This window comes from Anaerobutyricum soehngenii, assembly GCF_009697165.1.
Lineage (GTDB): Bacteria > Bacillota > Clostridia > Lachnospirales > Lachnospiraceae > Anaerobutyricum > Anaerobutyricum soehngenii.
The window spans coordinates 1-13,515 of record NZ_VULP01000027.1 but is presented as its reverse complement, the minus strand read 5'-3'; the positions used below and the strand labels follow the sequence as shown (position 1 = coordinate 13,515).

General features: G+C 37.8%; 13 protein-coding genes. 4 read left to right on the top strand and 9 right to left on the bottom strand.

All coding sequences use genetic code 11. The features are described from left to right. Positions 1-13: 13 nt before the first annotated feature. The 5 genes from FYJ25_RS11320 to FYJ25_RS11300 all read right to left on the bottom strand — a co-directional run bounded on the left by FYJ25_RS11320 (position 14) and on the right by FYJ25_RS11300 (position 3,945). Positions 14-223 carry a DUF4177 domain-containing protein gene (locus FYJ25_RS11320; RefSeq protein ID WP_096239401.1) on the bottom strand — a complete coding sequence of 70 codons (210 nt, stop codon included), beginning with the start codon at positions 221-223 and terminating at the stop codon, positions 14-16. Positions 224-440: 217 nt separating this feature from the next. Beyond that, positions 441-1,679: a 3-isopropylmalate dehydratase large subunit gene (locus tag FYJ25_RS11315; RefSeq protein WP_154581339.1), complete on the bottom strand. Its 1,239-nt coding sequence runs from the start codon at positions 1,677-1,679 to the stop codon at positions 441-443. 9 nt (positions 1,680-1,688) lie between these two features. Beyond that, entirely contained in the window at positions 1,689-2,180 is a 492-nt protein-coding gene (locus FYJ25_RS11310; RefSeq protein WP_154581338.1) for a LeuD/DmdB family oxidoreductase small subunit, read from the bottom strand. A gap of 31 nt (positions 2,181-2,211) precedes the next feature. Beyond that, positions 2,212-3,465 carry a 3-isopropylmalate dehydratase large subunit gene (locus tag FYJ25_RS11305; RefSeq protein WP_147607241.1) on the bottom strand — a complete coding sequence of 418 codons (1,254 nt, stop codon included), beginning with the start codon at positions 3,463-3,465 and terminating at the stop codon, positions 2,212-2,214. Positions 3,466-3,468: 3 nt separating this feature from the next. After that, a complete protein-coding gene (locus FYJ25_RS11300; RefSeq protein ID WP_154581337.1) occupies positions 3,469-3,945 on the bottom strand; it encodes a LeuD/DmdB family oxidoreductase small subunit in 477 nt (158 codons plus the stop codon). A 388-nt stretch (positions 3,946-4,333) separates the two neighbouring features. Between FYJ25_RS11300 and FYJ25_RS11295 the strand changes: the two genes are divergently transcribed. Then, positions 4,334-4,513, top strand: coding sequence for a DUF4250 domain-containing protein (locus FYJ25_RS11295; RefSeq protein WP_096239397.1), 180 nt, complete (start codon positions 4,334-4,336; stop codon positions 4,511-4,513). A gap of 85 nt (positions 4,514-4,598) precedes the next feature. Here the strand turns inward: FYJ25_RS11295 and FYJ25_RS14415 are convergent, their stop codons facing one another. After that, complete coding sequence (locus FYJ25_RS14415; protein ID WP_021907374.1) at positions 4,599-4,775, bottom strand: DUF6472 family protein; 177 nt, start codon at positions 4,773-4,775, stop codon at positions 4,599-4,601. 170 nt (positions 4,776-4,945) lie between these two features. Here FYJ25_RS14415 and FYJ25_RS11290 point away from each other — a divergent pair, with 170 nt between their 5' ends. Both FYJ25_RS11290 and FYJ25_RS11285 read left to right on the top strand, forming a co-directional pair. Next, entirely contained in the window at positions 4,946-5,869 is a 924-nt protein-coding gene (locus FYJ25_RS11290) for a Ppx/GppA phosphatase family protein (RefSeq protein ID WP_154581336.1), read from the top strand. 79 nt (positions 5,870-5,948) lie between these two features. Continuing rightward, positions 5,949-6,221, top strand: a complete 273-nt coding sequence (locus FYJ25_RS11285; protein WP_021907376.1) for a hypothetical protein — start codon at positions 5,949-5,951, stop codon at positions 6,219-6,221. A gap of 824 nt (positions 6,222-7,045) precedes the next feature. Here the strand turns inward: FYJ25_RS11285 and FYJ25_RS11280 are convergent. From FYJ25_RS11280 to FYJ25_RS11270, 3 genes are all read right to left on the bottom strand, one after another. Then, complete coding sequence (locus FYJ25_RS11280) at positions 7,046-10,219, bottom strand: heavy metal translocating P-type ATPase (RefSeq protein ID WP_154581335.1); 3,174 nt, start codon at positions 10,217-10,219, stop codon at positions 7,046-7,048. Positions 10,220-10,241: 22 nt separating this feature from the next. Further along, positions 10,242-10,601, bottom strand: a complete 360-nt coding sequence (locus FYJ25_RS11275; RefSeq protein ID WP_021906506.1) for an ArsR/SmtB family transcription factor — start codon at positions 10,599-10,601, stop codon at positions 10,242-10,244. A gap of 126 nt (positions 10,602-10,727) precedes the next feature. Then, the gene (locus FYJ25_RS11270; protein WP_154581334.1) at positions 10,728-11,576 is read right to left on the bottom strand and encodes an MBL fold metallo-hydrolase; all 849 of its coding nucleotides are present in this window, start codon (positions 11,574-11,576) and stop codon (positions 10,728-10,730) included. A gap of 112 nt (positions 11,577-11,688) precedes the next feature. Here FYJ25_RS11270 and FYJ25_RS11265 point away from each other — a divergent pair, with 112 nt between their 5' ends. Further along, a complete protein-coding gene (locus FYJ25_RS11265) occupies positions 11,689-12,756 on the top strand; it encodes a pyruvate kinase (protein ID WP_147607233.1) in 1,068 nt (355 codons plus the stop codon). Positions 12,757-13,515 lie beyond the last annotated feature (759 nt).

The window sequence follows — 13,515 nt, the reverse complement described above, 5'->3', positions numbered from 1 at the left end:
TATTCAATTTTTCTTATTCAATTCTTTCAAATACCATCGTAGCCTGAATACGGTCTCCGCCTCCAAGTCCCTTACTTCCGCCTGATGTGGTACTGATTGTATGTAACCGATATCCCTTATCTGCCTGTTTGTTAATTACATCTTCCAACTCACTTAAATTCTTAGATGATGTCCCAATTAACTTCTCCTTTAATGTAACCTGTAATACAACATATTTCTGCATAGACCTTCTCCCTTCCTCTTTGATGTAGTCTCAGAGTCTTTTCTAAGAGTACATTTTGCATCCCCAATGTATCTTTTTCATTATACCATACAGCCGCTCTTATGTACATATATTTATACAATTCCCACTATTTTTAATATGTATGTATCATTCTAACGTCACAGCCCCCTGACAACTGTATACGTTAGTTATCAGGGGGCTGTTTTTTATTTTTTAATTACTTTGGTAATGTAATCTTTCCATAAACTGCAGATGTTGCCGCAGTTGCAGGGGACCCCAGATAAATTCCTACTTTAGACGTTCCCATACGTCCCAGGAAATTTCTATTATTCGTTGCAAGTACTTTTTCTCCATCACAAAGGATTCCGCCCGCACGTCCACAGCATAATCCACATCCTGGCTGAGTAATAATTGCTCCTGCTTTTGCTAAGGTTTCCATATAACCTGCTTTTATTGCCTCAATGTAAATCTTACGGCTTGCCGGAGTTATGATGGTACGACATGCTACCGTCTTTCCTTCAAGAATTTTTGCTGCTACTGCTAAATCTTCTAATCGTCCATTTGTACAGGAACCGATGAATACCTGATCAATATCTGTTCCGACAAGTTCGCTCACAGGATGGATATTATCTACCTGTGAAGGGCAGGCACACACCGGTACGAGTTCTTCCGCCTGATACGTGATCGTCCGGCAATATGTAGCATCTTCATCACCATATAACCAATCGACATCTTCCATCTTTACTTCTGAATACTCACAGGTTTTCTCATCTGGACGGAACAGGCAGCACTTTGCTCCTGCTTCAATCGCCATATTAGAAATCGTCATTCTAGAAGCAACAGACATGGCATCTACTGCTGAACCTGTAATCTCAAGTGCTTTGTATGTCGCCCCATCAGCACGTAAATCTCCAATTAAACGTAAAATAACATCTTTCGCTGTTACATTTGCCGGTAATGTTCCATTAATAACTACTTTGATTGTTTCTGGAACACGAATCCACATTTCTCCTGTACCAAGTATCGAAGCCATCTCTGTGTAACCGATACCAGAAGAAAAACAGCCGACACATCCATACGTTGTTGTATGGGAATCTGTACCAAAAACAATATTACCCGGCTTTGCATAACCCGCTTCTGTCATCAGCTGATGACAGATACCGTCACGTCTGTGTACGTGTGTTAAGCCGTATTTATCCGCAAAAGCATCTCCAATCTTAAAATGGCGAACATCTTCTACTGCACTTGTCGGAACAAGATGATCATAGATCAATACCACTTTATCCGGATCCCAGAGCTTTGTAAATCCCATTTCTTCGAACTTTTCTGCAACAAAAGGAATGAAAATATCATGAATCATTACTCTGTCAACATTTACTGTAACAATCTGGCCAGGAGTTACTTTAGAAAGGCCAGTATTTTTTTCGATAATTTTCTCAATTAATGTACTTCCCATGACTGCCTCCTAAATAATTCCGTTACGTTTCTGCATCGCTTTTACAAGACCACCTGCATTAATAATATCCATCAGGTTATCTGGCAGTGGATGAATCGGATATGTCTTTCCATCAAATTCTAAAGATTCCCCCATATGCACTGTCAGGGTATCGCCTTCTTTAATCACATCCTGAATATCACTGTTCTCAATAAGTAAAAGTCCATTATTAATAGAGTTTCTAAAGAAAATACGAGCATAAGACTTTGCAATGACACACTTGATCTTTAATGCCTTGATAATTTCCGGTGCCTGTTCTCTGGAGGAGCCACAGCCAAAATTCTTTCCAGCAACAATGATATCTCCTTCCTGAATCTGCCCTGCAAGTTCTGGTCTTAGCGGAGAAAATCCATACTGCTTCATATCTTCAACGGTAGGAAGTGCCAGATACTCTGTCGGAATAATAATATCTGTATCAATATCATCACCGAGTATCCATACTTTTCCAGTAAACTGTTCCATGATATACTACCTCTTTCTATAATAAAATGCTTTACGCTTCCGGTTCCGTAATGTATCCTGCAAGAGCAGAAGCTGCTACTGTTGCAGCACTTGCCAGATATACTTTGGAACTTGGCGCACCTGCACGACCTTTAAAGTTTCTCGTTCCTGTGGAAATCAGTACTTCATTCTCACCGATTACACCCTGACAGCTTCCCCAGCATACGGAACAGTTACAATTCATAACCATCGCCCCTGCTTCCATTAAAGTAGTGATAATTCCTTCTTCTAACGCCTGAATGTAAACAGCTTTTGAAGCCGGTGCAACGATGAATCGAACCTTAGGATCAACCTGTTTTCCTTTGACAATCTCTGCAGCCACACGAAGGTCATCAATACGTCCATTATTACAAGAACCTAAGAAAGCTTCGTCAATAGCGATCCGCTCTTCTTTTACATCTTTAAGCAGGGCAAAATTATCTACAAAATCCGGGCGTACAACAACTGGTTCAATCTTACTCAAGTCATAATCATACACTTCACAAAAATGTGCATCCTCATCACTTTTAAACATATGTACAGCCTCACGACCATGCGCTTTACAATATTCTACAACCTTTTCATCCGGCTCAACAATACCAGCCTTTGCACCGGCCTCTACAGTGAGATTACAAAGAACCATACGGTCATCAACAGAAAGCTTGTGCGCTCCATCTCCCGCAAACTCCATAATCTTATAATTCGCTCCATTCGCTCCGATATCTCCAATAATCGTAAGAATTAAATCTCTTGGGTAAACCCCTTCTTTTAATTCTCCGTGCAGATTAAAACGGATTGTTTCAGGAACCATAACCCAGGATGTTCCTGTTGTCATCGCATATAAAAAATCTGTACATCCAACCCCTGTACCAAACGCTCCTAATGCTCCGTAAGAAGTGGTATGTGAATCTGCGCCAAAAATCAACTCTCCAGGGCAGACATAATCTTCCATCATAATCTGGTGACAGACTCCCTGTCCTTCATATAACTTAATATCATTCTCTATTGCAAAATCACGCATCTTTTTATGTGCCTCTGCTGTCTTCGGGTTCTCAGCTGGAACATTGTGATCCATGATAAATACTACTTTATCTTTATCCGCAATTTGAGGATGTTTTAATTGATTATGATACATATCCACCGTAAGATGTGTTGTACCATCATTACTCATCATACGGTCAAGTGTCACTGTATGGATATCATTCGGTTTTACAAAATCAACACCGGCAGCACGAGCGATAATCTTTTCTCCTAAAGTCATTCCCATAATCTACGCTTCCTCCTTATTTAAAGATGCAATCAATCCTCCGGCATTCAAAATATTCTGCATATATTCCGGAAGCTTTGTACAAGAAAATACCTGTCCGTTAACAGTGACTGTACCGGCAGAAAGATCAAGATCTGCCCCTCCACCGTCTTCTACATGATCGTACAATTCCTTACATACAATAACCGGGAGTCCGATATTGATAGAATTACGATAAAAGATTCTGGCAAATGACTTGGCAATTACCGCTTTAATTCCAAGAGCTTTTAAAACACTCGGTGCCTGTTCTCTCGATGAACCACAGCCAAAATTCTCTCCGGCAACGATCAAATCACCCGGCTGCGCTTTTTTTGAAAAATCAGGATCTAAGGATTCAAATGTATATTGTTTCATTGCTTCAATATCTGGTAAAAGTAGATACTGTGATGCAATGATCTGGTCGGTATCCACGTCATTATGGAATTTCCATACTTTATTCATAAATATTACCTCCAATAAAATTTCTATTTATTAGAATACTACAAATTAAAAATGAAGTCCAGAAAATTAACGTTTTTTTCCATTATTTTTCCACTTTCCATAACTAATCTCTATATGGTATATTAATCTAAGAATTTTCTTTCAATTTTCTCTTGCTTTTTTCTAAAATTTCATATATAATTTAAACATAAATTAGACATATTATTCTAATTTTAAAGAGATGTCACTACTATACTGGTTCTTAAATATTTATTTTATATATTTATGTGTAGACATCTCTTTTTTTGCGTTCATTTATCTCCGAGAATATTTCGATAAAACTTATGTTATTAGATATTCAATAATGCCTCGGCATATTTACGATTAATTTCCAAGAAAGGATACTACTATGGAACGATTACCCAAAGATCCGATTATGCTTTACAGCGTCATTAACACAAAGCTGCGCGACTTCTACTCTTCATTAGAGGCTTTGTGCGAAGATATGAATATTGATGAGAATACTCTTAAAGAAAAACTATCTTCTGCAGGCTTTGAATATAATAAAGAGCGAAATCAGTTTATCTAATACTTTGATAAGCTGATTGTTAACCGCCTTCCATTACCCCCGGATTTAATCCCTGATTATATCTTCTAGATCTACATCTTATCTTCTAGATCTGTTTCCGCACAATCTTATACTCATCATACATCTGAAAATACGGACAACTATCTGCAGAACCAGACAACATTCTCGCCAGATCATCCTCATCCAGATTCACCTGGCATTCTCCTGTCCCATCTTCTTCATCAATCCAGTAATATGCACATAAATCACATTGACTTGTCATAGCTAACTCCTTTATTGTAAAAATATTACATTTATTTTATCACAATCTTTTTTTTATTTCAATATTATTTTTCATATTCTTTTTTACATAAACTTGACTTATATTTCTTTCCTTTCTTACCAATACTTGTTATTATAAACTATAGCGATTTTATCAGGAGGTTAATATTTATGAAATGTGCTATTGTCGATTTAGGTTCCAATACAATTCGTCTTTCTCTTTATAATACATTAGAGAACGGACGCTTTGAAACCTTATTCTCAAAAAAATATATGGCCGGTCTTGCCGGATATGTCTCCCATGGAATTATGTCTAATGATGGTATCAATCAGGCATGTGCCGTACTGCTTGATTTCAAAGTCCTTTTACAGCAGCTTGGTGTGAACGAAATGCATGTGTTTGCTACCGCTTCTTTACGTAATATCAAGAATACAGAAAAAGCACTTGAAACAATCAAGCGAAGAACCGATCTTTGTGTTGATGTCATTGCCGGCAGCGAAGAAGGTATCTTAGGCTACTATGGTGCCCTGTACACAACCGATTTAAAGAACGGTATTATGTTCGATATCGGTGGTGGAAGTACCGAATTCGTTCGTGTAAAAAATGAAAAAGTAAAAAAATCCCAAAGTATTTCTATCGGTTCTTTAAATCTTTTCCACAATCACGTTTCCGGTTTATGGCCAGATAAAAAAGAACAAAAAGCGATTGCAAAATGTATTTCAAAACGACTCGATGCTGTTGATTTTCCAAAAAAAGCACCAGAAAAAGTCTGTTGTGTCGGCGGTACATGTCGTGCCATCTTAAATATTGTCAATTACCATTTTAACAAAGAGGAAAATAATCGAATCATTACAAAAGATGAATTCAATAAAATTTTAAAAATACTATTAAAACGTGATGTTGCTTCCCGTAATTATATTTTAAAACTATGCCCAGATCGTGTCCATACGATCATCCCCGGTATGCTTGTTGTAAAAGAAATTATAGAAAGACTTCACTGTGAGAAGATATGGGTATCCCGCTACGGTGTGCGCGAGGGATATCTTTGTAAAAACTTTTTAATGACAGGTTCTACACAAGAACTTCCACAATAATTCTTTCTCCAAGACACCTTGAAGTATTCGCAATAAATGTTATAATGGTTTATTGTGAAGATTTTTAGGAGGAGATATCATGACAATACTTGAAAAGAGAAAGTTAGCACCAGAACGAGATGAACATTTAAAAAAAGGAGAATTCACCGTTTTAAATGGAGAATATTCTAAAAACTTTAATGTATATGTTGTAGGAACCAAACATAAAGAAGCTGTTGATTTTATCAAAGTTGCTTTAGACCGTTCTACGGATAATGTACTTGGCTTTGGAATCAAGATGGGATGCCAGAAAAACTTTAATGTTATCGTATGGGATGAAGAAGATATTCCAGAAGAATACAGAGCAGATTAACTATTAATTTGCTGGACTAAAGAAACGAAAAGCAGAAATTTAATATAGAAGAAAATGTGAAGATAGTCGCGGCGTAGAAAATGCCTGACCGGCATTTTTACTCGCTCCGACATCACATTTTCTTCTATATTAAATTTCTGGTTTTCTGCTCTTTGGGTTTCAAATGGAAATTAATATTTAAATCATGGCTAGGAATAAAGGGATTGTCCAGAAGTCTATAGTTTTTATTTGGAATGAAAATCTCCAGATGAGGATGTCTTCTTTGAGAACTATGATAAAGAAAAAAGAATTGTGATAAGTTTGATTTTGTTCCGTTGCGCTAAACGCTTCATTTTGTCTCAAAAAACAAAAACTTCGGAAAAACGAGTCCGAAGTTTTCAGAGTCAAAATTCCACAGCGCAAAGTCACAAAATGCAATACTTATCACAATTCTTTTTTCTTTATCGTAGTTCTCTTACAATTCAGTACAAAAATATGTTTCAGCGGCTGGCAGTTTTGATAGCAAATAGCAAACTAGTGATTTGTGTTGGAAAGAGAAGGGGATTCTTTGGAAGATTATGATTTTTAATCAAATAACTATTTCTCCATAAGAAAATATTCCTTGTCTGGAGCCTTTATTTGGATGAAAACCATAGCCTTCTGGACAATCCCCTCATTCTCACCGATTGTGGATTTAGATAGTCAGAAAAAAGAAATACTGCCCTATCCCAGATGCGGCTTCGGAGCGTGTTTAAGATGCGGACGAGCATTTTAAACACAGCGACTACAGAGCAGATGGGATAGGGCAGTATTTCTTTTTTCGTCTATACGAAATCTACAAACTATTATTTTCTATGAAGAATCCTAATGGAATTCAGAAGGCAGAGTACGGATACTCCTGTATCTGCAAATACTGCGATCCACATATTTGCAAATCCGAAAAGTCCCATGATCATAACAATAATTTTAATCGCAAGTGCAAATACAACGTTTTGCCATGAAATGCTGTTTGTCATCTTTGCAATGCTGACTGCTTCCGGAATCGCTTTCATTTCAGAATTCATAAATACGACATCTGCTGCTTCAATTGCTGCATCTGCGCCGCTTCCCATTGCCGCACCAACATCTGCGCCAGCGAGTACCGGTGCATCGTTGATACCATCTCCGACAAACATAACTGCTCCATGACTTTCTCTGATTTTCTTCAGCTCGGATAACTTATCCTGTGGAAGCAATTTTGCATGTACTTCGTCGATTCCTGTTTCTTTTGCAACAGCATCTGCGCTCTCCTGCGCATCGCCTGTAAGCATTGCAGTAATGATTCCCTGCTTCTTTACCGCTGCGATTGCTTCTTTCGCATCTTCCTTTACTGTATCAGAAATAACAATGTTTCCAACAAATTTACCGTTTAATGCAACGAGGACTTCTGTGCCAAAGTCTTCTTTCTGATAGGAGCTAAGATCAACATTCTGTTCATCCATAAGCTTTCTGTTACCACAAAGAACCACACCTTTACTAAGTTCTGCACGTATACCATGTCCTGCGATTTCTTCTACTTTAGAAGGCCGCTCAATGGAAAGTCCCTTTTCTTTTGCTGCATCTACAATACTATTTCCGATCGGATGTGTAGAAGACAATTCACAACTTGCACTGATTGCTAACAAATCATTTGCAGTCATCGCATTTCCTGCCGGATTTGCTTTCTGAACTACAAAGTTACCTTTTGTGATCGTTCCTGTTTTATCCATTACAATTGCTTTGACATTTTTAAGCCCTTCAATAGCAATTCCTCCTTTAAAGAGGATACCTTTTTTAGAGCCCGCTCCAATTCCTGAAAAGAATGCCAGAGGAACACTTAATACTAATGCACAAGGGCAACTGATAACAAGGAATGTCAATGCTGTATAAATTGATGCTGTTCCGCTTGTTCCATAAATGGTATTTACTGTTCCTGTGTATGCACTATCTACAAAAAGATGCCAGTTCAGAGAATCAGGTAAAATAAATGGAAGAACAATTGCTACAAATAATGCAAAAAATACAACAAACGGTGTATACACTCTTGCAAAACGAGTAATAAACTTGTCAATATTCGGCTTACTTGCTGCTGCATTTTCCACTGAATCAAGAATTCTTGTTACCATAGATTCCTCAAGAATCTTCTCAACACGAATTTTTAACTGTCCTGATGTATTGACACATCCGGAAACAATATTATCTCCTGTTTTTGCCATAACCGGTACTGGTTCACCGGTGACAGGTGAAGTATCAATACGGCTCTCTCCATCAATGATAACACCATCTAATGGAATACGGTCACCGGGACGTACTAAAAGGATATCTCCTACATTAGCTTCTTCTGCATCAATGACACGAATATCTTCTCCAACAATAAGATTAACAACTTCCGGTCTTAAGTCAACTGCTTCCATAATCTGTGTACGACTCTGCTCCGTTGCTTTTTCTTCAAAATATTCACCGATACGATAGAAAAGCATTACACCTACTGCTTCTGGAAATTCCTGAATACAGAACGCACCAATTGTTGCGATACACATAAGGAAGTTTTCATCAAATACCTGGCCTTTCATAATATTCTTCCCAGCTGTAACTAATACTTTGCCGCCGAGAACTAAATATGCAATCAGGAACAAGGCAAACATTGGAATTGCTGGTACATTTCCAATATGTTCAAGTACCTCACCAATAATAAATATTACTGCGCCAATACCGATACTTACTAATGGATTGTTAAATGAGAATTTCTTCTCTTCTTTTTCTGCTGATTTTACTACTTTATTATCTTTTGGCACAATTGTAATTCCATCTTCCATAGAATCAATTGTTTCTTTAATTAAAGGAATCATCTGATCCGGATTCTTTGCAGAAAGCTTCATCTGCTTTGTCGCATAAGTAATTGTCAGATCATCTACACCATTGAGTGTTCTTAACTTTGCCTCAATCTTAGCTGCACAATTTGCACAGTCAAGACCTTCCAAAATATAAATCTTTGTATTAGAAATACCTGTTGGTCTCTTTCTCTGTCTTGGAACAATTGTCACGCCATCTTCAATAGAATCTACAACAGCCTGCATTTTAGGCAATAACTCTGCCTGATTATTTGCTGAAACACGAAGCTGCTTTGTTGCAAATGCTACCGAAGCAAATCCTACTTCCGGCATCTGGCGGATTTTTGCCTCAATCTTAGCCGCACAATTCGCACAATCAATTCCTTCTAAAATATATACCTTTTTCTCTAAATCCTCATCCGGCATATGGCAAGTACACTTTGCAAGACTTTCTCCACATACGTCACAATATTCTATATAAGAATTACACTGACTGCAATCACAGTGATCCGGATGTCCGTCTACATGATGATATTCCACTTCAAAATGTGTATGTGATCGCGTCGCCTGTGGTTTGGATGGTTCATGATGATGATCATGTCCGCAGCCGCAGCCGTCTTCATGTCCATGCTCGTGATCATGATGGTCATGGTGATGCTCGTGGCTACATCCACAGCCCTCTTCATGGCCATGCTCGTGATCATGATGCTCATGATGATGCTCGTGACCGCATCCACAACCGTCTTCATGGCCATGTTCGTGATCATGATGCTCATGATGGTCATGGTGATGCTCGTGGCCGCATCCACAACTCTCTTCATGATCATGCTCGTGATCATGATGGTCATGGTGATGCTCGTGGCCACATCCACAGCTCTCTTCGTGACCATGCTCGTGATCATGATGCTCATGGTGCTCATGGTGATGCTCTGCTGTTTTGCGCTTACCGCGAGTTCTTTCTACAACCTCAACATCTGGTTCCATAGACTGAATTGTCTCTCTGATTTTTGGCAAAACTGCTTCTGGGTCTTCTGCTTCAAATCGAAGCTGTTTTGTTGCAAATGTAACTGATACATCGTTTAACTCCGGCAGCTTGCTTAACTTTCTTTCAATCTTGGCTGCACAGTTCGCACAATCAAGATTCTCCAGAATATATACCTTTCTCTGCATTGTGATACCTCTCTTCTCGATATCAGGAATCGGTATGTGTCATATGAATCAATGCCTCTTCCATAATATCTACAATATGCTGGTCATCCAGTGAATAAAAAACATTCTTCCCTTCTCTTCTTGCCCGCACCTGATGCATCTTACGCATCACAGCAAGCTGATGAGAAACTGCAGACTTAGTCATGTCAAGGAAAACGGCAATATCACCGGCACACATCTCCTGTTCTTTTAATGCGTACAAAATCCGTATCCTTGTATCATCTGCTAAAACCTTAAAAAAAGATACTACCTTATCAAGTTCGGTCTCCTTAGGCATACTCTTTTGTACTTTCTCAATACTTTCAGGAAACATTGCCACACAATCGCTCTTTTTCGTTCCCATAACTTCCTCCTTCATTAAACAGATAATTGAATATCTGTTCAACTGTTATCATTATAGTTGAACAGGTACTCAATTGTCAATAGGTATTTTTTAATTTTACACTTTTCTAAAGCTGATACATTTTTATCACAAAATTTTAATCACATTCCCTGTACAATTAAAAATAAATTTTTTCCCAAATGCATTTTTTATAATTTCTAAATTTTCATCTCCGGTACAATGCGAAACTGCAATAAACTCTATATTGATTTCTTTTAGAGCCGCTATTGTCTTTTTAAGCCGACTCTCATCTGCTTCTACCAAATGCGTTCCGCCAACAATTCCACAAATCTTTTTTTTACTTCTTTTTTTGATCGTATAAATTATATTCATAATTCCAGGATGTGAGCAGCCTGTAATTACGACAATTCCGTCTTTTATTTCAAGAGCTATTGCAATCTCATCCGTAAAATCATCTTTTTTATATACGCCTTTCTCTTTTACAAAAAAATGAGGATTTCCCTGCTCATAGTCTGTAATACGTTCAAAATTTCGATGAATCGTTATACCCGGAAAAATTTCCCGGCTATCTTCTTCTATTTCACAGATTTTTACTCCATACCTTTCCACATCATTCCTAGAAAATGAAATTCCTATATTTTTTACTGTTCCATCTTTTTTCTCATGATATTTTTCCTGAAAAAAACTCTTCCCCACATACATTTTTTCTATCGGAATATTTTCCAATAATCTTTCCACACCACCCACATGGTCATAGTGTGCATGACTAAGCAATAGCGCATCCAGCTTATCTAAAGAAACACCCATTTTTTCTGCATTATCAAAAAATGCCCCGCTTTGTCCTGTATCCATCAATAGCCGAATCGGTGGTTTGGAATCCATTTTTTCAATTAAAATAGAAAAGCCATGCTCACATACATATTTTTCTTCTGTATCTTCATGATTTTCAATCAATGTTGTTAATTTCCATTCCATAAAAACGCCTCCATTTCTTATAAAATATGATACAATAAATTCATAGTTTTGAGAAGTTTAAAAAATAAACTGGATTTAAATAGTTAATATGTCATGACAGGAGGTTTTTATCATGAAACATTCTCTTCACTTATACGGAACACTCGGTCCTGCCTGCGCTTCAAAAGAAAAAATACAGGCAATGTTTTTAGCGGGGATGACAGGAATGCGGCTCAATCTTTCTCACAGTAATCTTGATGACTGCGAAGACTGGCTGCAGCAGTATCACGAAGTTTCCGAACGTATGCATATCATTCCGGAACTTCTTGTTGATCTCCAGGGTCCGGAACTTCGTATAGGCACATTAGATACTCCTCTATCACTTTCTTCTGGAGATATCGTTTTCCTTATATCAGAAAAGTCCTTCCAGGAAAAAAAAGAAAATTCGGATATTTTTTCCCGTATTCTTAATGGCAAAGATGAATTTTTTATTATCCCATGTCCGGAAATTCTCTTCTCTTATTTTGATGAAGAGCAGGAAGTCCGCCTTAATGATGGAAAAATTGTTTTAAAAATATCCGCTCCTCTAGAATCAGATATTTTTTGCGCAGAAGTAATCAAGGGCGGCGAATTAACTTCCAGAAAAAGTATCGCAATCAAAGATCTTACTGTTCCACTCCCTGTTCTTACAAAAACCGACAAGGAAAATCTTAAACTACTTCGGAAATACCACGTTACCGGTGTCATGCTTCCTTTTGTAAGAAACGCAGATGATCTGATCACACTCCGAAAAGAACTGATGGCAGATAATATGGACTATATTCGCATCTTCGCCAAGATAGAATCCATAGAAGGTGTTGAACACTTGCCTTCTCTTCTTCCTTTCTGCGACGAGATTGTAATTGCACGAGGCGATCTTGGAAATGCTATTCCACTGCCAAAACTTCCTGCTGTGCAAAAAAGGATCTCCACAACGTGCCTCCATGCAAAAAAACCTTTTATGGTCGTCACACAGATGCTCGCCTCCATGGAAGAAAACCCTGTACCAACCAGGGCTGAAGTAACGGACATCTTTCAGGCCGTTTTAGATGGAGCTTCCTCATTAATGCTGACAGGAGAAACTGCTATGGGCGCTTATCCGGAAGAAGCGATGAAAATCCTCTCCCAGACCAGTGAAGAAGCATTACGGTTTAAATACTAATTTGATGGATTAAAGAGACGAAAAGCAGAAATTTAATAGAGAAGAAAATGTGAAGATAGTCGCTTCGCAGAAAATGCCTGACCGGCATTTTTACTCGCTCCGACATCACATTTTCTTCTCTATTAAATTTCTGCTTTTCTGTGCTTTGGCTCCAGATGGAAATTAGTATTTAAATTTTGGATGTGGATAAGGGGATTGCCCAGAAGTCTATGGTTTTTATTTGGAATGAAAATCTCCAGAAGGGGATATCTTCTCACTGAATTGTAGTCTGTCTTCTAAAGAAAAAAGAATTGTTATACGTTTGATTTTGTTCCGTTGCGCTAAACGCTTTATTTTGCCTCAAAAAACGAAAACTTCGGAAAAATAAGTCCGAAGTTTTCAGAGTCAAAATTCCACAGCGCAAAGTCACAAAATACAATACGTATAACAATTCTTTTTTCTTTATCACATTTTTTTACAATTCAGCATAGAATTTTATTTCAGCAGCTGTCTGGTTTTGATAACAAATAGCAGTGAACGCCAAAGCCTTCTGGAGAATTTCCATTCTCACAGCCTTCTTGACAAGCTCCTTTTTCTCCAGATTAAAATATTAATTTCTATATGGCATCAATAAACAGAAAACCAGAAATAAAGTACACGGTAAATCATGAGTACCATGACACAACTCTTTTCCTATGAGATAATAACCCCAGGAGGTTATGTTATGGATAAAATCACACACAAAGTACGCTGTGAACAATGGACAGCTATCATCAATGA